17 protein-coding genes are annotated in these 19,948 nt (G+C 70.4%); 7 read left to right on the top strand and 10 right to left on the bottom strand.

The window, feature by feature from the left end; all coding sequences use genetic code 11:
• Positions 1-25 precede the first annotated feature (25 nt).
• Together AC1MFI_RS10585 and AC1MFI_RS10580 are read right to left on the bottom strand one after the other, a co-directional pair.
• Positions 26-1,351 carry a CpaE/TadZ family protein gene (locus AC1MFI_RS10585; protein WP_479816745.1) on the bottom strand — a complete coding sequence of 442 codons (1,326 nt, stop codon included), beginning with the start codon at positions 1,349-1,351 and terminating at the stop codon, positions 26-28.
• Positions 1,348-2,004, bottom strand: a complete 657-nt coding sequence (locus tag AC1MFI_RS10580; protein ID WP_479816743.1) for a hypothetical protein — start codon at positions 2,002-2,004, stop codon at positions 1,348-1,350. Before AC1MFI_RS10580 ends, AC1MFI_RS10585 begins: the two co-directional genes overlap by 4 nt.
• Positions 2,005-2,182: 178 nt before the next feature.
• Here AC1MFI_RS10580 and AC1MFI_RS10575 point away from each other — a divergent pair, with 178 nt between their 5' ends.
• Positions 2,183-2,410 carry a helix-turn-helix domain-containing protein gene (locus AC1MFI_RS10575; RefSeq protein ID WP_479816741.1) on the top strand — a complete coding sequence of 76 codons (228 nt, stop codon included), beginning with the start codon at positions 2,183-2,185 and terminating at the stop codon, positions 2,408-2,410.
• Positions 2,411-2,501: 91 nt separating this feature from the next.
• Here the strand turns inward: AC1MFI_RS10575 and AC1MFI_RS10570 are convergent, their stop codons facing one another.
• Positions 2,502-3,062 carry a hypothetical protein gene (locus AC1MFI_RS10570; RefSeq protein WP_479816739.1) on the bottom strand — a complete coding sequence of 187 codons (561 nt, stop codon included), beginning with the start codon at positions 3,060-3,062 and terminating at the stop codon, positions 2,502-2,504.
• A gap of 118 nt (positions 3,063-3,180) precedes the next feature.
• On the opposite strand from AC1MFI_RS10570, the gene AC1MFI_RS10565 reads away from it, so the two are divergent.
• Entirely contained in the window at positions 3,181-4,023 is an 843-nt protein-coding gene (locus AC1MFI_RS10565) for a LysM peptidoglycan-binding domain-containing protein (protein ID WP_479816737.1), read from the top strand.
• A gap of 151 nt (positions 4,024-4,174) precedes the next feature.
• Positions 4,175-4,762 (top strand): Rv3235 family protein, encoded by a 588-nt coding sequence (locus tag AC1MFI_RS10560; RefSeq protein WP_479816735.1) that lies wholly within the window; start codon positions 4,175-4,177, stop codon positions 4,760-4,762.
• Here AC1MFI_RS10560 and secA read toward each other — a convergent pair whose 3' ends face one another.
• From secA to mtrA, 7 genes are all read right to left on the bottom strand, one after another.
• Complete coding sequence (gene secA, locus AC1MFI_RS10555) at positions 4,763-7,471, bottom strand: preprotein translocase subunit SecA (protein WP_479816733.1); 2,709 nt, start codon at positions 7,469-7,471, stop codon at positions 4,763-4,765.
• Positions 7,472-7,592: 121 nt separating this feature from the next.
• Complete coding sequence (locus AC1MFI_RS10550) at positions 7,593-8,816, bottom strand: winged helix-turn-helix domain-containing protein (protein WP_479816731.1); 1,224 nt, start codon at positions 8,814-8,816, stop codon at positions 7,593-7,595.
• A gap of 85 nt (positions 8,817-8,901) precedes the next feature.
• On the bottom strand, positions 8,902-9,636 hold the full coding sequence (hpf, locus tag AC1MFI_RS10545) for a ribosome hibernation-promoting factor, HPF/YfiA family (protein WP_479820849.1): 735 nt from the start codon (positions 9,634-9,636) through the stop codon (positions 8,902-8,904).
• Positions 9,637-9,756: 120 nt separating this feature from the next.
• Entirely contained in the window at positions 9,757-10,815 is a 1,059-nt protein-coding gene (locus AC1MFI_RS10540) for a ComF family protein (protein WP_479816729.1), read from the bottom strand.
• 61 nt (positions 10,816-10,876) lie between these two features.
• Complete coding sequence (locus AC1MFI_RS10535; protein ID WP_479816727.1) at positions 10,877-12,628, bottom strand: LpqB family beta-propeller domain-containing protein; 1,752 nt, start codon at positions 12,626-12,628, stop codon at positions 10,877-10,879.
• Positions 12,615-14,528, bottom strand: coding sequence for an MtrAB system histidine kinase MtrB (mtrB, locus tag AC1MFI_RS10530; RefSeq protein ID WP_479816725.1), 1,914 nt, complete (start codon positions 14,526-14,528; stop codon positions 12,615-12,617). Before mtrB ends, AC1MFI_RS10535 begins: the two co-directional genes overlap by 14 nt.
• The gene (gene mtrA / locus AC1MFI_RS10525; protein ID WP_400482455.1) at positions 14,500-15,177 is read right to left on the bottom strand and encodes an MtrAB system response regulator MtrA; all 678 of its coding nucleotides are present in this window, start codon (positions 15,175-15,177) and stop codon (positions 14,500-14,502) included. Before mtrA ends, mtrB begins: the two co-directional genes overlap by 29 nt.
• Before the next feature lie 206 nt (positions 15,178-15,383).
• Between mtrA and AC1MFI_RS10520 the strand changes: the two genes are divergently transcribed.
• The 4 genes from AC1MFI_RS10520 to AC1MFI_RS10505 are packed head-to-tail and all read left to right on the top strand — an operon-like array spanning position 15,384 to position 19,885.
• Positions 15,384-16,814, top strand: coding sequence for a DUF7847 domain-containing protein (locus AC1MFI_RS10520; protein WP_479816722.1), 1,431 nt, complete (start codon positions 15,384-15,386; stop codon positions 16,812-16,814).
• Positions 16,815-16,857: 43 nt separating this feature from the next.
• Positions 16,858-17,517: a DUF4129 domain-containing protein gene (locus AC1MFI_RS10515; protein ID WP_479816720.1), complete on the top strand. Its 660-nt coding sequence runs from the start codon at positions 16,858-16,860 to the stop codon at positions 17,515-17,517.
• On the top strand, positions 17,514-18,800 hold the full coding sequence (locus AC1MFI_RS10510) for a DUF4350 domain-containing protein (protein ID WP_479816718.1): 1,287 nt from the start codon (positions 17,514-17,516) through the stop codon (positions 18,798-18,800). Before AC1MFI_RS10515 ends, AC1MFI_RS10510 begins: the two co-directional genes overlap by 4 nt.
• Entirely contained in the window at positions 18,797-19,885 is a 1,089-nt protein-coding gene (locus AC1MFI_RS10505) for an AAA family ATPase (protein ID WP_479816716.1), read from the top strand. The genes AC1MFI_RS10510 and AC1MFI_RS10505 overlap by 4 nt, the downstream gene beginning before the upstream one ends.
• The last annotated feature ends 63 nt before the right edge of the window (positions 19,886-19,948 follow it).

Here is a 19,948-nt window from a genome sequence, read left to right as displayed (position 1 = left end):
TCAAAGGCCGCTCCATTGCGACCTCTTACCGTGGAAGCCTATCCGTGTTACCCGAAAACTTCACGTCACGCAGGCGCCGCACGAACCCGCGGTGCCGCCCCTCGCCCGTCGGCACCCCGGCGAGTTCCGCGATCGCGAACCTCAGCGGTGAGACCGGCGCCGTCTCGAGCAGCGCGGTACCCGCCAGGCGGGCGTGATCGACCGCGGCATGGTCCACGGGCAGGAAGTCCGAGATGGCTACCCCCGGCCCGAAGCGCTCCCATGCCTCACGCAACTGGTTCTCCGGCGCCCGGCCCACCGCCGCAGCCCTCACCTTGTTGAACACCACGCGGGGTACGGCGGTCGGGACGGCGTCGGTCAGTTCGGAGAGTGCCTTCACCATCCGCGGGACCCCGATCGAGTCCGCTCCCCCGACCGCGATGACCGAGTCCGCTGCCTCGAGGCTCCGGAGCGCGGCACCGTTGCGGCGCGGAGCGAGGGTGTCGAAGCTGAGTTCCTCGTCGGCTTCGAGGCAGAACCCGCAGTCGACGACGGTGACCTCCACCAGCGAGCGGGCGGCCTCGAGGACCTGGCCGAGGGCGGCCGGACGCAGTTCCGGCCACCGATCGGGCCGCGTGATGCCGGTCAGCACCCTCAGGCGGCCGCCCTTGATGGCCACGCTCACCGCTATGCGCGCCAGTGCAGCGCTTCCGAAACCGCCCTGGTCGGCGATGCGGCAGGCCTGGGCCAGTCCCGACGACTCGTCCAGCAGGCCGAGGGAGGCCCCGATGCTCGCGCCATACGTGTCGGCGTCGACCAGCAGCACGGAGGTACCCGCGGCGGCGAGTTCCGCGGCCATGTTGATCGCCACTGTGGTGCGCCCCGGGCCTCCCGGCGGACCCCAGACCGCCACGATCCGCCCGTCGCGGGCTCCCTCGACCACCTCGGCGGGGGCAGGCGCGGCATGGTCGGGCACGTGCAGCGGATCCGCATAGGCGAGGGAACCCCGCGGACCGACGACCGCGTCGAAGCCCTCGACGGCCCGCGAGACCGCTGCGGCCAGGACTGCGGGCTCGACCGACGACCCGACGTACTCGACACCCTCCAGAGCCGTCGCATTCCCTGATGCCGCGCCGTCGGTGAGCGCGACGACGACCACGCCGGCGAAGCGCAGCCTGTCGATCAGGGACGCCGTGAGCTCCGCGGCACCGGGGGCGATGATCGCCGCACGGGCCAGACCGGCCTGGCAGACGGCAACCAGTTCTGCCAGCTCGTCGCACCGGCGCACGACGGTGACCGGTCCGCGGAGCTGCTCGAGGCCCGGGACATAGGCGCTCGCCACCGATCCGAGCGTGATCACCGGGATGCTCACGACCCGGCACCCGGGTTCAGGACGACGGCGATCCGGGCATCGTTGGAGAGGGCGTTCAGCAGCTCCGGCATCGACTCGTCGTCGACGAGCACCTGGACCAGCGTCGATGCGCTCGCCCCGAGGGCGGACTCCCCCACGATCAGCTCCGCCACCTCGGCGGCCTCGAGGAGGAGCCGGGGCTCCTCGTAGGTGTTCGTATCGGCCCGCAGGGAGACCCAGATGTCCACCCGGTCGCCGGCGGCGGTTCCCGTAGGCAGGGGGTCCCCGACCGTCAGGCCGACGGGTTTCCGGTCCAGCTCGTCGGGGGTGCCGATGGCGGCCGAGGGTAGGAGTTCTCCCCGGCTGACGAGCCTCGTGGCCACCGCTCCGTCGGGGATCCCCTCGGAGACCGGCAGGTAGGAATCAGCCGAATCGCCGAGACGGACAGGGACAGCCACGAAGTCCTCCATGGAGAGGTCGGACCCGACGGCGATGTCCTGCCGTGCGGAGTACACCTCGGTGGTGGTGTTCTGGCTGCCGACGAGGGCGATGACTCCGGCCGTCGAGGCGAGGACCAGGAGCAGACCGACGAGGAGCCGGGGATCCTTCCAGGACGGCTTCCTCAACCGCGGCGCCTCGCTCGGTCGCTGTGCGGAGCGCATGTCGGTACTCACGGTCGTCCCCCTGACGTCGATGCCGTCCCCGCGGGACGGCCCACCGCAATTGTTGTGCACCGGGCGCCTCGAAGGAACCGATCTGCCACAAATCGGGTCAAAGTGTGGAAATGCCGGGCATCCACGACGGACGATGGCAGACTGGAGGCACACCAGGATCACCAGGAAAGGCGGGCCCGTGGCCGAGCGGCGTTTTCTCACCCTCGCCGATGTGGGAGAGATCCTCAACATCAGCTCGTCGCAGACGTATGCCCTCGTGCGGTCGGGCGAGTTGCCTGCGATCCAGGTGGGCGGCCGCGGCCAGTGGCGTGTGGAGACCCGGGTCCTCGAGGAATACATCGCCAAGGCGTACGAGAAGACGGCCTCCGCACTGAGGAACGACGCCGACAGCACGCCCCTCGTCTGACCGGTCGGCGGCAGACCGGCGACAGCGACCGGGTCCGCCCTCGACACGGGGACGAGGACGTCCCGCAAGGACGATCCTGCGTTCCCAGCCCCTAGCCGGTCGCCCCGGTCGCGTCCAGTGAGTCGACGGAGGCGAACGGCACCGTCAGGACGTCGCGGACATTCGACGCGCGCCTCTCGTCTCCCGGCGCGATGAGTCCCAGCTCGAAGAAGTCCGCGCCCACCCGATCGATCACACCGGTGACGCGGGAGGCGGGAGACCCCAGCCACACCCCCACGTGCGCCCTGTCCCGTGACAATGCCCTCAGCGCGGATCCGGTACCCAGCTTCGCGTGGACGCCCGACAAAGGCTGCCCGACGGCGCGTCCCAGTCCCCTGAGGGACTGCAGCGATGCGAGGGGGACGAGGACGGATCTGCCCTCGACCGCCAGCGCGAGCCATTGTGAACCGACGTGCGTCAGCATTCCGGTCAGCGACCTACCGCCCGCGGTGGAGACGTCCAGCGGCCGGCCGATCTGTCCTGTCAGTCGTTGCACGAGCGTCAGGCGGGACTGCTCGGTCCGCAGACGGTCCCGGATCTCGCCTTCTTCCTGGACGGACGCAGCCATCTGCATCTGCGACTCCAGGTCGTTGAACAGGGCATCCCAGCGCATCCCCCCAACGTAGGCAAGTGGATGCTCCCGGTCAATGGAACTGGAAGCCAGCAGAAGAAATCGAGTATGGACAAATCGCATCAAACTGCATCAAACTGTCTCCAGGAGAGGAGACGCGATGAAGAGGTCCGATGCAGTACAGGCAGGGATGGTCCTGGCCTGCGCCCTCGTCATGGTGACGGCGGGCCAGGCCCTGGACGAGTCGCACGGACGGGCGGGAGCACAGGACCTCGAAGGCGTCCTCGGACTCATCCTGTCGGTCCTGGGCGGCGCGGTCATCAGCCTCTGGATTCTCGCGCTCGCCGTCGCCGTCCTGGCCGAACTGTTGCAGCGCCGGGGCCCATCGGCCGCAGCGAGCGTGGCGCAGCGCTGCACCCCCGCGGTCATGCGGCGGCTCGCCGCGGCGCTTCTGGGGGTCCATCTCCTCACCGCGCCCGCCATGGCCCAGGCTGCGCCGGGCGGAGCAGAGGGAGCCGGTCCGACCGCCGTCGTCGCGTCGCATGCCTCCGTGGCCACCGGCCTGCCGGCCTCCGCCGAGACCGATGGATCCAGCACATCCCACACCCCCTACTGGTCCCCGGTCAGCACCCTCACCAGCGGTGAGGGACAGGAGGACGAGGCGGCCCCGGCGCGTACTCCGCAGAGCCCGCACGGATCCGGGGACCAGCAGGATCCACCGGGATCACCCGGACAGTCACCGTCACCTGCATGGCGGCCGACACAGATTCCCGTCGATGGAGGTCTCCTGCTCCGCGCCGAGTCCCGGGCGTCGGCCGGGCCCACCGAGGTCGTCGTTGCTCCGGGGGACTCCCTCTGGTCGATCGCCGCCCAACAGCTCGGGCCGCTCGCAACCGCGGCCGACATCGCCGAAGCCTGGCCCGCCTGGTACGACACGAACCGCTCCACCATCGGCGCCGATCCGTCCCACCTCGTACCCGGTCAGGTCCTCAGGGCCCCCTGACCCCGGGCGACCCGCCGGCGGCGACCCCCACGCACCCGGCCCGATCGCCACCACGGCGTCCCCTGCAGTACCTCCCTTCCTCCCGCGCGCCCTCTGCTCCGCACGCGGGAGATCACGACCACCGTTCGAACGCTCCTGGAAAGGACATCCGATGTCTGCAGTGACCCAGCTCCGCCGCACAACCGCCGTCGCGCTCGCAGAGGTCAGCGGAGCACCGCGACCGCTCCTTCCCGCGGCGCCCCGGATTCCCGCATCCGGCGCCGCGACCGTCGTCCAGCTGCGTCCCTCCCCGGGGACGCACGGCCCGCATGAGGCCGAGCCTCTGAGCGAGCCCCGGGCAGGCGAGGAGGCAGGACACGCCGGCCGACGGCTCGCCGATCCGGACGCGTCCCGCATCTCGGGCATCGCCCGGTCCGTCGCCCAGGGCGCCCTCGAGGTGCTGGGAGGATCCCGCCCCCTGCAGCAGATGGCGCGCTGGCTCGATGCGGAGAACTATGAGCGGCTGCAGCTGCGCGCCAACCTGGTGCGGTGCGTCGGCACTGCGCAGGGCGGCCAGGGAGAGTCGGCGGCGAGCACCCATCGGCACGTCGTCGTCCGCTCCGCCCGCGTGTGCGCCGTCAGTGCCGGTGTCTACGAGGCGTCCGTCGTCGCCTTCGACCAGAAACGCGTCCGCGCCGTTGCCCTACGAATAGAACAACGGCGCGGGACATGGCGGGTGACCGCCCTCGAGATCGGCTGACTACTTCTTCTTGGCCTTGTTGCCGCCCGGCGTCGCGGCCTGCGCCCTGTTCCGCTCCACGTGCACCTCAGCATCCCCCTGCGCATTCGGCGCGGTGAAGTTGAGCGTCGCCGGCTTCGCGGGAGCATCGAGCCCGGCGGCCTTGATGGACGGCGCCTGGACGATGTTCCGTCCGTCGGTCACGCCGGGGAGCCCGGTCTGCGCGGGCGCGGACACCTCGACGTCGAGGTTGAAGAGGTAGCCGATGCTCTCTTCGCGGATCGACTCCATCATCGCCTGGAAGAGGATGAATCCCTCGCGCTGGTACTCCACGAGCGGATCCCTCTGGGCCATCGCGCGGAGGCCGATTCCCTCCTTGAGGTAATCCATCTCGTAGAGGTGCTCCTGCCACTTCCTGCCGATGACCGAGAGGACCACGCGCCGCTCGAGTTCGCGCATGGTCTGCTCGCCCAGGGCTTCCTCGCGCGCCTGGTAGGCGAGCTTGGCGTCGGAGAGGATCTCGCTGTGCAGGAAGTCGCGGGTCAGCTTCGACTTCCCGCCCGCTTCCTCGATCACCTCGTCCGCAGTCAGCGTGATGGGGTAGAGCGTCTTCAGGTTCGTCCACAGGAGCTCGTAGTCCCAGTCGTCACCATGGCCCTGCTCCGTCGCCTCGTCGACCATCGCGGTGACCACGTCCTCGAGGAAGAACTGCACCTTCTCGTGGAGGTCGCCGCCCTCGAGGATCCTGCGGCGGTCGCCGTAGATGGCCTCGCGCTGGCGGTTGAGGACGTCGTCGTACTTCAGGACGTTCTTGCGCTGCTCGGCGTTGCGACCCTCGACCTGGCCCTGCGCGTTCTCGATCGCCTTCGACACCAGCTTCGACTCGAGGGCGACGTCGTCCGGCATCGTGGCGCCGTTCATGATGCGCTCTGCGCCACCGGAGTTGAACAGGCGCATGAGGTCGTCCGTCAGCGACAGGTAGAACCGTGAGCGGCCCGGATCGCCCTGCCGTCCGGAGCGGCCGCGGAGCTGGTTGTCGATGCGACGCGATTCGTGCCGCTCCGTGCCGAGCACGTACAGACCGCCGAGTTCGCGGACCTCCTCCTGCTCGGCCTTCACGTTCTCCCTCGCGGCCTCGAGGGCGTCGGGCCACTTGGCCTCGTACTCCTCCGGGTTGTCCGCCGGATCGAGTCCCTGCTTCTCCAGCGCGGCGACGGCGTTGAACTCGGCGTTGCCGCCGAGCATGATGTCGGTGCCTCGCCCGGCCATGTTGGTGGCGACAGTGACGGCGCCCTTGCGACCGGCCTGCGCGATGATCGCCGCTTCACGCGCGTGGTTCTTCGCGTTCAGGACCTCGTGGCGGACGCCGGCCTTGGCCAGCTGCTTGGAGAGGTACTCGCTCTTCTCGACGCTCGTGGTACCCACGAGGACCGGCTGACCGGTCCCATGACGCTCGACGATGTCCTTGACGACGGCGTCGAACTTGGCGACCTCGTTCTTGTAGATGAGGTCGGAGAGGTCCTTGCGGGCCATCTCCCTGTTGGTCGGGATGGGGACCACACCGAGCTTGTAGGTGGACATGAATTCCGCCGCCTCCGTCTCGGCGGTACCGGTCATTCCGGAGAGCTTCTCGTACAGGCGGAAGTAGTTCTGCAGCGTCACGGTGGCGAGGGTCTGGTTCTCGGCCTTGATCTCCACGCCCTCCTTCGCCTCGATGGCCTGGTGCATGCCCTCGTTGTAGCGGCGGCCCGCGAGGATGCGGCCGGTGTGCTCGTCGACGATCATGACCTCGCCGTTGAGGACCACGTAGTCCTTGTCGCGCTTGAAGAGCTCCTTGGCCTTGATGGCATTGTTCAGGAAGCCGATCAGCGGTGTGTTTGCCGACTCGTACAGGTTGGAGATGCCGAGATAGTCCTCCACCTTCTCGATGCCGTCCTCGAGCACGCCCACGGTCCGCTTCTTCTCGTCGACCTCGTAGTCGACCTCGATCGTCAGCTTCTGCACGACCTTCGCGAACTCGTTGTACCAGCGGTTGACGTCGCCCGACGCCTGACCGCTGATGATCAGGGGGGTGCGGGCCTCGTCGATGAGGATCGAGTCGACCTCGTCGACGATCGCGAAGTTGTGGCCGCGCTGGACGAGCTCGGCGGCACTCCAGGCCATGTTGTCGCGCAGGTAGTCGAAGCCGAACTCGTTGTTGGTGCCATAGGTGATGTCCGCGGCGTACTGCTCGCGGCGGGCCGCGGGATCCTGCTTGGAGAGGATGCAGCCGCTCGTCAGTCCCAGGAAGCGGTAGACGCGCCCCATGAGGTCGGACTGGTACTCGGCGAGGTAGTCGTTGACGGTCACGACGTGTACACCCTTGCCGGTCAGGGCATTGAGGTAGGCAGGTGCCGTCGCTACGAGTGTCTTGCCCTCGCCGGTCTTCATCTCGGCGATGTTGCCCAGGTGGAGGGCCGCGCCGCCCATCAGCTGCACATCGAAATGGCGGAGTCCGAGCGTGCGGCTCGACGCCTCCCGCACGGCGGCGAAGGCTTCCGGGAGCAGGTCATCGAGTGTCGCACCGTCGGCGTAGCGCTTCTTCAGCCGCTCGGTCTCGCCACGCAGCTCTGCGTCGGACATCTCACGGAACTCGTCTTCGAGGACATTGATCGCGTCAGCGTAGTTGCGGAGTCGCTTCAGTGTCTTCTTATCGCCGGTGCGTAGTACTCGTTCAAGAAGTGATGGCACTGGTATCTGCTCCCAATCTGATGCTGCCCAAAGATGGCGTATCTAGTCTACGGGAGATACGTTCGGCCCCCCGCTATGGTTCCCCTGCAGTCCGGTGCCGGACACGGAACTGCGTGTCCGCTCAGAGTAGCCTGCCGACCTGCGAGGAGAGCGGGGACGCGAGGTCGCCCCGGTCCTCGACGACGACGCCGTCCAGTCCCAGCCACCGCGCGAGCAGGCGCAGCTCGTCGGCGAGCTCCGCAGCGGTGTCCCCCGGCGCGCCCGGTTCCGCCGAACCGGCCCGCACCAGCAGCCGTCCGGCCGCGCGGTCGGCCTTGAGGTCCACGCGTGCGGCGATGGAATCCCGCAGGAGGAAGGGCAGGACGTAGTAGCCATGGATACGGCGCTCCGCCGGGGTGTAGATCTCAATGCGGTAGTGGAAGTCGAAGATCCGGTGCAGGCGGTCGCGGTCGAAGACGAGCGAGTCGAAGGGGCTCAGGAGCGCCCGGCCCCGTGCCTGGCGCGGCAGGGTTGCCGCCGGGTGGAGGTACCAGGGCTCGGAGCGGCCGTCGACGGTCACGATCTGGAGGGAACCTGCGCCGACGAGTTCCTCGAGCGCGGCCCGTGTCTCGCGCACCGGGGTCCGGAAGTAGTCCGCGACCGAGCGGGCGCGGGCGACGCCGAGCGCTCCTGCCGCACGCTCGGCCAGGAGGCGCAGGGCCTCCGTCCTGGTCGGCAGGCAATCGGCGAGGCCAGGATCAGGAAGGACGGCCCTGATGGGCGTGTAGAGCCGTTCGAACTGGGCCGTGCGGCCGGCGGATCCGATCTCTCCCCGCGCGAACAGGTCCTCGAGCACGCGCTTGGCAGCCGTCCACCGCCAGCCCCAGCCCTCCTCGGGCCGGGTGGTATCACTTCCCAGCAGGTGCTGGAGGCCTGCGGCGGTGAGGGGCGTGCCCTGGTGGAGGAGTCCGAGAATGTCCCTTTCGAGGGTCTGGCGCAGGGCGGCCGGCATGCCGGCTGCACCCATCCAGGTCCGCCGCTGCCACACGCGCAGATGCGGGAACAGCTCCGGCGGTACGAAGCTCGCTTCGTGGGCCCAGTATTCGACGAGCTTGCGCGGCGAACGGCCGTACAGGGCTTCGAGATGTGCCGGGTCGTAGCACCCGAGGCGCGAGAACAGCGGCAGGTAGTGGGACCGGGCGAGGACGTTCACGGAGTCGATCTGCAGGACCTGCAGCCGCTGCGCGGCAGCGTTGACGGCGCGACGGGACGACGGCGCGTCGACGCGCGGACGGTGCAGGCCCTGGGCGGCGAGGACGATGCGCCTGGCCTGGGCGGTGGTGAGGTTCAGTCTGGTCTCCTGCACGGAACTGCCTCCGCGCCGGGCGCGGAGGCAGTTCTAAGAGCGTCTTGCGGGAATCCGGCCGGACATCCCGGCACGGCGTCCCCGCCTAGGCGGTGGCCGCTTCCTTGGCGCGGTAGGCCAGGAGTTCCTCGTGGGGCTCCTCGGTTCCCTCGGCGCACTTCGCGTCGAGGGTGATGACTCCATAGGTCCATCCCTGCCGGCGGTAGACCACGGAGGGTGTTCCCGTTGCCGAGTCGATGAAGAGGTAGAAATCGTGGCCGACGAGTTCCATGTTGTCGACCGCGTCGTCCAGGGTCATCGGAATCCCGGAGAACACCTTGCGACGGATCAGCACGGGCGAATCGCCTGCGGGGATGTCATCCGGTGAGGAGTAGGCGTCGACGTCCTCCGGCTGGGGCGCTGGCTCGTTCGACGTCGGCTCGATGGTCGGCGTCTCGAGGTAGATGGGCTGCGCGGGGTCGGCCGGTTCGAGGTCGGCTGTGGCGACCCTGACGGCGACCGGGGTGTGCCGGCCGTGGTGGACCTTCCGCCGGTCACGGGCGCGGCGCAGGCGCTCGAGGAGTTTCCCGTAGGCGAGGTCGAACGCCGCGAACTTGTCGCCGGCCGTCGCCTCGGCCCGGACGACCGGGCCCCTGCAGAGTACTGTCAGCTCGACCGTGAGGGAGGTGTCCGCCATGCGCGCGCTGGGTTCCTTGGTGATCTTCGCGTCGACGCGCTGCACCTTGTCGCCGAGCTGCTCTATCTTGTCGATCTTCTCCGTCGCGTACTCACGGAAACGGTCCGATACCGCCAGGTTCCGGCCATTGATCACAAACTCCATGGTGCCCTCCACATCGCTAGGTGACACGACGGCGGCCGAGGCGTTGTGCAGAGCCGCCGCCGACGGGTACGTGTCGTCACTGTGCGGTACCCGTACTTCACGGTAGATCACGCCCCTCCTTTATTCACCCCTCGGCGCTCCAGAAACTTCCGGTGGTGCACCGGACGCCGGGGCGACGGCGCCGTGCCCGGGGCGGCCGGATGCAGTGGATGGCACCCCGAGGACCCGGCCCGGGCCGCCTCCCGCGGGCGAGGACGTCGCTGCGATGACCACGGCGCCGAGCACCAGGGCGCCCGCGGCGACGAGGGCACGGTGGGCCTCCGCGATCGTCGCGCCCGTCGTGAGGACATCGTCCACGATGATGCAGTTCCGCCCGGCGAGCGCACTTCCCGGGACACCGGTGGCACCCATCGAGTGCAAAACGTTGGTTCGCCTGCCTCGCCGGCCGAGCCCCTTCTGGTCCCCGAGACCGGTGAGCGCCGCCGGAAGGACGGCCCGCACGAGCGAGGCCGTGCCGCCCCGCCCGACCGCGTCGAGGAGTCGGATCGGCAGCGGTCGCTGTCGCAGGGCGGGAGCGAGCACGCACCCAGCGGGCAGGTGCCCTCCGCGGTCGAGCCTGGACAGGAGCAGCATCAGCGGGTCGTAGCCGCGCCGGCGGCGCGATGACGCCCGAGTAGGCACGGGCACCAGCAGGATCGGCTCGGAGGCTGCCGCCCGCTGCCCGAGAACCTGCGGCGCGTGGTGCAGGACGCCACCCAGGGCCGCCGCCACAGGAACGGCCAGGTCGACGTGTCCGTGATTCTTGAAGGCGAGCAGCACCACCGACACGGCCCGTCCGTACCGCCCCGCCGCGAGCACGGGCAGCGGACCGAACGGCACTGCGGCAGGGGAACCCCGCCCACCGTGGTCTGCCTCCGCACCTGCGGACTGCGGGCCACGGATGGCGACCTCGACGTCCGGGAGTGATTCGGCTTCCGCCTCCGCACGGAACGGCCGCGCCGTCGCACGCCGGAAGCGGCCGAGGCACTCCGGACACAGGGATGTGTCCCACAGGCCGCAGACGACGCAGCTCGTCGGCAGGACGAGTGCCGCGAAGGCTGCGAGGGCATGCATGATGCGCTGGCAGGAGCGGCCGAACACGAACCTGTCCACAAGCCGGGCGATTCCCACTGAACTCATCGGTCCACGACATCATGCGGACTGCTCGCCCCGCGGCCCCGCCCGCGCTATGTGGACGGCGCTACCCGGGGAAGGCCGGATCGACGACGTCGAGCTGCTCGTCCACCCAGCTGCTACCGATGCGCCGGTAGAGCGTGTCGCCGGCCTGGGCGTACACCGTGTCCTCGGCGTCGGACCCCGCGCTGATCGCCAGGATGCCGTCCAGGGCGGCCATCGTCTCCTGTTCGCCGTCCAGCTGGAGGATCACCGGGGCGGCTTCCTCGCCGGCGCCGACGGTCGATGCCGCGATCGAACTCTGGCCTGCCCACACGGCCGTATCGACGGTCCCGTCCACCGGCAGTGCCAGGGGCGTGGTGAGCGATTGGGGAGCACCCTCCGTGGACCGTGTGATGCCGGCGAGCAGCACCTCGCTCGTTCCACCACGCTCAGTGACGATCAGGGCGCGTGAGCCGTCCCGCGCGACGCGCAGCTCCTTCACCTTCCGGTCCCCGAGCCAGCCCGCGGCCAGGACGACGGCGTTCGCCTCCGTGCCCCCCGGCGGGATGGCGAGGACCTCGCTGCGTGCTCCGGCCGCCCTGCTGGTCCAGACCCAGTTCTCCGGGTCGAAGGAGGGCCGGGTCAGCGCACCGCCCTTGAGGATCTCCCGGGCCTCGCTGCCCGGCGCCGTCATGTAGAGGGTGGTCCTGTCCGAGTTCGTGAAGGCGTAGGCGCTGCCGGAGACCGACGTCGCCGGTCCGCGCGGTGCCAGTGCCGCCACCGAGGGCAGTCCCTCGATCGGGACGATGGCGCCGTTGCGCACCCGCACCAGCTCGCCCGCAGCGACGGCGACCTGCTCGCCCCCCACGTCGGGTGTCAGTTCGGGCACCACGAGGTTCGGGGCGGGTGGTCCCAGCTCGATGGGCTGGCCACTGGTCATCTCCACCGACGTGACGTCGTTCAGGCCGAGCAGGTTGACCTGGAGTTGCTGGTCCATCTGCTGCAGCCCGAGGTTAGTGGCATTGTCGAGGACCTCGGCGGAGAGCTCCACCGAGGCCTTGCCGGACGTGATCGGCACGGAATCGCGGACGAGCTTGACCCCCTCGGGGAACGCACTGGTGACGGAACCCTGCAGGTAGGGTGCGGGGCCGGCCAGCATGGCGCTGACGATCCTCGCCGTCACGCCGGTCCGCCGGACGAACCAGCGTGCGTCGGGGACCCAGTAGCGATAGGTGCTGCTGTAGAAGTAGAGGCTGTGCGAGAGCAGGAGGTCCCGGGCGCTGCTCTGGGCCAGCATGATGCCGTCCGGGATCTCGTCGATCCGCCATTCGCCCGCTTCCTCGACCATCCGGACCCCCAGGGTCTCCGTGGCCGGAGCCGTGCTGTTGGTCCGCACTCCCCTGGCGTCGACCGTCCCGGTCGTCTCGAGCTGGATCTGGTAGACCCCTTCGGTCTCGCGCTTCTCGACCCGTGGATCGGACCGGAACAGGACGATCCGTTCCTCCGGCTTCCAGGTCTTCGCAAGCTCGAGGGTCAGGAACTGGCGGGCGACGCTGTACCCGTCCCCTGCACCGGTGCCGGCGGTGATGAAGTCGCGCAGGATCCGCTCGGGCGTAGCACCTGCGGCGGGACCTGCGGGGTCGAAGGCCGGCGCGACGGCGTCGGCCTCACCATCCGCGGCCGGGATCACGCCGACGGGCCCCTTCGTGGGGATGGCTGAGCAGCCGGTGAGCACCAGGAGGAGGGCGAGCAGGACGGCGAGGAATGCCGAGTGCACGCTGTTGGAGTCGCGGCGACGTTCCGCCCGGTCACGGCCGCTCGTACTACTGGGTCGCACTGCTCTCCCTCGCTTCGTTGCCGATGTCCCCTGGTGCCTGCTGCGGGGGCTCGTGCCCGGCCTGCCCGGCGCTGTCCGAACCCGACGGAGGCAGCGCCAGGGGCGACGACGCCAGCTCGGTCCCCTGGCGACGCGGAAGCGTCAGCCGGAAGCAGGCGCCCTCACCCGGCATGCCCCACGCCTCCAGCCACGCGCTGTGCAGGCGCGCGTCCTCCGCGGCGATGGAGAGGCCGAGCCCGCTGCCTCCCGTGGTCCGGGCCCGCGCAGGATCGGCCCGCCAGAATCGGTCGAAGACGCGGGACGCCTGCAGCGGTGTCATGCCGATGCCGTAGTCGCGCACGGCGACCGCGACGGCTTCGGGATTGCAGGCGATGTGGATCTCGACCGGCCTCGCCTCCCCGTGTTCGAGTGCGTTGACGATCAGGTTTCGGAGGATCCGGTCGATGCGCCGCGCATCGGCGTCCACGATGCAGCTGGACTCGGCCGACACGATGCCGAGGTCGGATCCGAGCCTGTCCGCGAGGGGCCGCGCACCGTCGATGGCGTGCTGCACGAGGTGCACGATGTCGACGGACTCGGCCTCCAGGACTGCTGCGCCGGCGTCGAACCGGGAGATCTCGAGCAGGTCGGCGAGGAGCGCCTGGAACCGCTCGACCTGGTCGAAGAGGATCTCCGCGGAGCGCTTGTTGACCGGGTTGAACTCGTCCCGTGCGTCGTGGAGGACCTCGGCGGCCATGCGCACCGTGGTCAGCGGCGTCCGGAGTTCGTGCGACACGTCGGACACGAACCGCTGCTGCATCTGCGACAGCTGCGCCAGCTGTGTGATCTGGTCCTGCAGGCTGCCCGCCATGTGGTTGAACGACGCACCGAGCCGTGCCACCTCGTCCTCGCCGGTGACCTCCATGCGTTCCTGCAGCTGCCCTGCCGCGAGCTTCTCGGACACGGACGCCGCATAGCCGACCGGCAGCACGACGCTGCGGGTCACGTACCAGGTGATCGCACCGATCACGAGCAGCAGCACGAGGCCCACCAGCCACAGGACACCGTGGATGTAGTCGAGCGTTGACTGCATGGAGGAGAGGTCGTAGTAGACGTAGAGGGCGTAGGAGCTGCGTTCGGGCGGCAGCTGCACCTGCGTGCCGAAGGCGATACCAGGGGCATCCTGGTCGCCGTCCTGCGTCACCGGGATGGTGATGGGCGCCCAGTAGACGTCCTGCCCGCCATCCACCGCCTGCTGCAGGTCCTCCGGCAGCATGCCTGCGGTCGCGCCGTCCTGGCTCACCGTCGCCGGGATGAACAGCCCTTCGTCGCCGGTGATCGGCACGAGCATGGCCTGGCGCGGCGCGTCCGTCTCGTTGCCCACGAGTGCGTTGACCGAATCCAGGACCAGGCGACTGGTGGTGTCGCGGTCCGTCGCCGAGGAGTCCCGGAAAACGGCCTTCGTCGAGGTCAGGGCAGCACGTGCCTCCGCACTGAACTGGTCGAACCGTTCGTCGTAGAGCGCGCTGGCGATCTGGTTGGACAGGAACCCGCCCACGGCAACGAAGGACACGGAGGTCAGCAGCATGGTCGCGACCACGGTGCGGAACTGCAGTGACCGCCGCCAGCGGCTCGCGATCGAGCGCAGCAGGACCCGCACGCGGGCCGGCGCACCCCGGAGCCGGCCGGCCACGGACGAGGCCACGGACGAGGCCACGGACGAGGCCACGGACGAGGCCACGGACGAGGATCCGGTCGCATCATCTGCATCGGCGGGCAGTGCGACGGACGTCCTGCCGTCCGGTGCGTCGGGGTCGACGGCGCGCAGCGGAGACGGTCCGGGATCAGGTGCCGTACCGGAGCCGGGAGCGCGCCGGTGCGCGCCCTCCGCCTCAGCCCTGTCCGGCCTTGTAGCCGACACCACGCACCGTCAGGACAATCTCGGGCGCCTCGGGGTCGCGTTCGATCTTCGAGCGCAGCCGTTGCACGTGGACATTGACAAGGCGCGTGTCGGCCGCATGGCGGTAGCCCCACACCTGCTCGAGGAGAAGCTCTCGGGTGAACACCTGCCAGGGCTTCCGGGCGAGGGCCACCAGCAGGTCGAATTCGAGCGGCGTCAGGGATACGCGCTCGCCTGCCCGGGTTACCTCGTGGCCCGCGACGTCGATGCTGACCTCGCCGATCCGGAGGGTCTCCGGGGCCTTGGACTCGGCCGGGCGGAGCCGGGCGCGCACCCGAGCGACGAGCTCTGCCGGCTTGAAGGGCTTGGGGACGTAGTCGTCGGCCCCGGATTCGAGGCCGCGGACGACGTCGGAGGTGTCCGACTTCGCGGTCAGCATCACGATGGGGAGGTCGGACTCGGCCCGTATCTGGCGACACACCTCGATACCGTCCATTCCCGGCAGCATCAGATCGAGCAGCACGAGATCCGGATGGGTCGAGCGGAACACACCCAGCGCAGCCGAGCCGTCGGCGCAGAACACGGGGTCGAATCCGTCATTACGGAGGACGATGCCGATCATCTCGGACAGGGCCTCATCATCGTCGATGACCAGTATGCGAGCCTTCATACCCCAATACTGTCCCATCGGGACGGCAAAGTCCCACCAGCCTCACCGCACGATGTGTCGGGGCGATGGCTCCGGGCGGTCGCTCGGGCCGCTGCCCGGCCAGCGGCGCCACCGTGCGCCGCTGGCCGGAATGGTGGCGCGCCTCACTATGATGCAGGAGGGATGCTGCGCGTATGCCTCCCGGGAGTGCCGACCGAGGGGACGCTATGAGTGATCGGATCAGTGGTCAGCCGGACGGCGGGACGGACGACGGCGGTCCCGCCTCCTCGGGTGACGGCCGGGCGCCGGACCACGACCGGAGCGCCGACGGCCGGGCCGAAGCGCCCTGGCAGCCGCCGGCCGCGTCGGAAGGCACCGACGGTCGTGGGCCCTCGCCCTGGCAGTCCCCGCAAGGCCACTCCTCCCCTGCAGCGACTCCCTCGTGGGGAGCACCCGGCGGGCAGTCGGGCCGCCCCGTCGATCCAGGCCATCCGGGACGGCCGGGAGACGGCGGCGCGCCACCACCGCAGGGCGGGCGGCCCTCCGCGCCCCTCGGCGGCCACGGGTGGGGCTCGACGTACCCGCCCCGGGGTCCCGGTCAGGGAAGCCCGTGGGGCGGTACCTTCCCGCCCGCCCCCCTGTACCAGGCTCCACCGAAGCCGGGCGTGATCCCCCTGCGGCCGCTCGGACTCGGCGAGCTGCTCGACGGCGCCTTCCAGGCCTGTCGGCGGAATCCGCTGGCCACCTTCGGTGTCGCCATCCTCCTGCAGGCCGTCGTCGCACTGGTGACCGTCCTGCTGCTGGGCAACGTGCTGTCCTCCTTCGAGGTGTTCGAGGCGCAGAACCCCACGCCGGACAGCATCATCGGTGCCTTCGCCAGTCTCGGCGTCTTCGCCTCGGTCGCGGGGGTCGTGTCCGGTGTCGCGCTGCTCGTCCTGCAGGGCATCCTGGTCATCCCGGTCGCCCGAGCCGTCATCAACCAGCGGACGTCCTTCGGCCAGGCATGGCGGCTCGCCCGCAACCGCCTCCTCCCCCTGTTCGGATTCGGCCTGCTGTCGTTCGCGGCGGGCGTCGTCGGCCTCGTCCTCCTCGTCGGGATCTCCGCGCTGGCCGTCATCGGGCTCGAGGAGTACTCGGCCGTCGTGATCGTGCCGCTGGTGATCGGCGCGCTGGTCGTCCTGATCTGGGCGAGCATCAAGATCGTCGTCGCTCCTGCGGCCCTCATGCTCGAGGGCACCGGGCCCTGGACCTCCATCAGACGGTCGTGGCAGCTGACGCGCGGCACCTGGTGGAGGACGTTCGGCATCGTGGTGCTGACGAGCCTGATCGTCTCGATCATCGCGTCCGTCATCTCCACCCCGCTCACCTTCGCCGTGTCCCTCTTCTTCGGCTTCAGCAGCTCCACCTCCGCCACCGCGGATGCCCTGGACTCGATCCCCGTCCTGCTGGCCACGCAGGCGGTCACAGCCCTCTTCGCGGCCATCGGGTACGCCTTCCAGGCGGGCGTTACGTCCCTGCTGTACGTCGACCTCCGCATCCGGCGCGAAGGGTTCGACGTTGTCCTGATGCGCGAGCACGAGCAGGCGGGGCCCGGGCGGACCGATGTCGTCCCCGGTGGCACCGCCTCCTTCGGGCATCGACCGGGCGGGAGTCCCTGATGCCGGGCCGCCCTGCCGGAGGGACCCGGCACGGGGTGTGCCCGTGAGTGCCGGCTCCCGCCCGGTCCTCGCGCCCGGCGCCGACGACGCCCGGCGGCTCCTCGAGGAGGAACTGGCGAAACCCGCCTATGTGGAAGCGCAGCCCAACGTCTTCGAACGCATCCTCGCGGACTTCCTCCGAGGGATCGCCCGGCTGCTCGACGGCGTCGGCGGGCTGGGGCCCGGGCCGGGCACGCTCGTGGTCGCGATCGGCGCGGCACTCCTCATCCTCGTGGCCGTCGTGCTCATCAGACCGCGCCTGAACGCGCGCGGCAGGAAGCGGGAGGCGGCCGTGTTCGACGACGGAGCCGGGCGCTCGGGCGCGTACCACCGCGAGCGCGCCGCCGCGTTCGCCGGGGAGGGCAACTGGAACAAGGCGGTGGCAGAGCTGCTGCGCGCGATCATCCGCTCCGCGGAGGAGCGCGTGGTGATCGGTGAGCAGCCCGGCAGGACGGCGACGGAGGCCGCGCGTCGACTCGGCGGCGTCTTCCCGTCCCTCTCGGCGGAGGTCGCCTGGCTGGCGGACCTGTTCAACGAGACGCACTACGGCAGCGGCACGGCGACGGACAGCGACTACCGGCGCGCCGCCGGCATCGACGCCCGTCTCTCCACGGAACGCCCTGCCCGATCCGACGGACCGACGACGCCGGTGGCACCCCGGTGACGCACGAGGCCCGGCAGTCCGAGGCACCACCTCCCGGCCGCCCCGCCGCCCCGTCCGCCGTCCCCGCCGGCGGGGACGCGGCGCATCCCGCGCCGCCGGGCCGGACCGGGGAGGTCATGGGCGACGGCGGCAACGCGCTGGCGACCGCGCGCTCGCGGGTGCGGCGTGCCCTGCCCCTGCTGGCGGGCGCCCTCGTCCTCGCGGTGATCATCCTGATCAACCTCCTGCCGGGTCGGGAGGAGGACCGCGGACCCCTGTCCCCGGCCAATCCCGCACCCGAAGGCGCCCGGGCGGTAGTGGAGGTCCTGCGGGCGCAGGGCGTCGACGTCGTCCGGGCCAAGTCCTACGACGACGCACTCGCGGCACTGGGGGAAGGGCCGGCAACGCTGTTCCTCCATGACGCGCAGCAGTACCTCAGCGGCGACCAGGTCGCAGACCTGGCCGCCGCATCGGACCGGGCGGTGCTCGCTGAGCCGGGTGCCCGCCAGCTGACCGCCCTCGACGAGGACTTCACGGTGATCGGACCTGTCCCCCTCGACCTCTCGGGAGGCTCCCCTGCCCCGGACGCCGAGTGCGCGGACGCCGATGCGACGGCGGCAGGGACGCTCTCGGCGACGGGAACGGTGTACTCCGGCGCCATCGAGTGCTTCCCGACGACGGTGGACGACGTGGCCGGGGGCCTGTACGCCACGAGCACCGACGGCGCGGTCGCCGTGCTCGGAGCGCCGTCGATCCTCTCCAACGGCTCGATCACGGACGAGGGCAACGCGGCCCTCGCCCTGCGGGTGCTCGGCTCCTCGCCGACCCTCGTCTGGTACGAACCGACGGGCGCGGATGTCGTCTCGACCGGCGAGGGCATCGACCCGAGGACCCTCCTGCCTCCGTGGGTGGATCCCCTGCTGGTGTGGCTCCTGGCCTGCTCGGCCCTGGCGATGCTCTGGCGGGGACGGCGGCTGGGGCCGCTGGCTGCCGAGCCGCTGCCCGTCGTCGTCCGCGCCGCGGAGACGGCCGAAGGTCGCGCCCGCCTCTACCAGGACTCCCGTTCCGTGCCGCATGCCGCGGCCAACCTCCGGGCGGCGACCCTCACCCGAATGGCCCGTCGCCTCCGCGTCGACCGCTCCGCGTCCCCCGCCGAGGTCGTCGATGCGGCGGCGCGCCACAGCGGACGGCCCCGTCCGGAGCTCGAGCAGCGGCTGCTCGGCTACACCCCGACCACGAATCGCGAGCTTGTGCTGTGGGCACAGGAGATCCTCGACCTCGAGAAGGAGATCACGTCATCATGAACCACACCGAAGGCCGGCAGGACGAAGCCCTGCCGGCGCCGGCGACACCGCCGGGCGGGGCACACCCGACGGCACGCGCGGAGGATCGGACGCCGCGGCCCGCCGGCCGGACCCCCAGCCAGGCAAGCCCCGACGAGGACTCCGCCCGGGCGGCGCTGCTGCGCGTACGCGCCGAGGTGGGCAAGTCGATCGTGGGTCAGGACCCGGCCGTGACGGGGCTCCTCATCGGTCTCCTGGCGGACGGGCATGTCCTGCTGGAGGGCGTACCGGGCGTCGCCAAGACCCTACTCGTGCGCACGCTCGCCGCCGCGCTGAGCCTCGGCACGAAGCGGGTCCAGTTCACGCCGGACCTCATGCCGGGCGACATCACGGGCTCCCTCATCTACGAGGCGAGGGCCTCCGAGTTCACGTTCCGGGAGGGTCCGGTCTTCACCAACGTCCTCCTCGCCGACGAGATCAACCGCACTCCCCCGAAGACGCAGGCATCGCTGCTGGAGGCGATGGAGGAACGGCAGGTCTCCGTCGACGGCGTGTCCCGGCGCCTGCCCACGCCGTTCATCGTCGCGGCGACGCAGAACCCGGTGGAGTACGAGGGCACCTATCCCCTGCCCGAGGCCCAACTCGACCGCTTCCTCCTCAAGCTCGCCCTCCCCCTTCCCGGCCGCGACGACGAGATCGAGGTGATCCGCCGGCACAGCGCCGGCTTCGATCCCCGCGACCTCGCTGCCGCGGGCGTCCGGGCGGTGGCCGGGGCGGAGGACATCGAACATGCCCGGACGGCGGTCGCGCGTGTCGCCGTCGCGCCGGAGGTGCTCGCCTACATCGTCGACGTCGTCCGCGCCACCCGGACGTCTCCGTCGTTCCAGCTCGGCGTGTCGCCGCGCGGTGCCACGGCGCTCCTGAACACCTCGCGCGCCTGGGCGTGGCTGTCCGGCCGGTCCTTCGTCACTCCCGACGACGTCAAGGCGCTCACGCTGCCGGCGCTCCGGCACCGTGTGGCGCTGAGGCCGGAGGCGCAGATGGACGGCGTCGACGTCGACGACGTGCTCGGCGGCATCCTGAGCACCGTCCCCGTCCCGCGGTAGGTATCCCACCCCGCCCGTCCGGTCCGCCGCGGGCATCCATCCGCCCCCGGATCCGAGAGGAGA

Source organism: Arthrobacter sp. BC5 (assembly GCF_056680255.1).
This window is presented reverse-complemented; position numbering and strand designations above follow the sequence as displayed.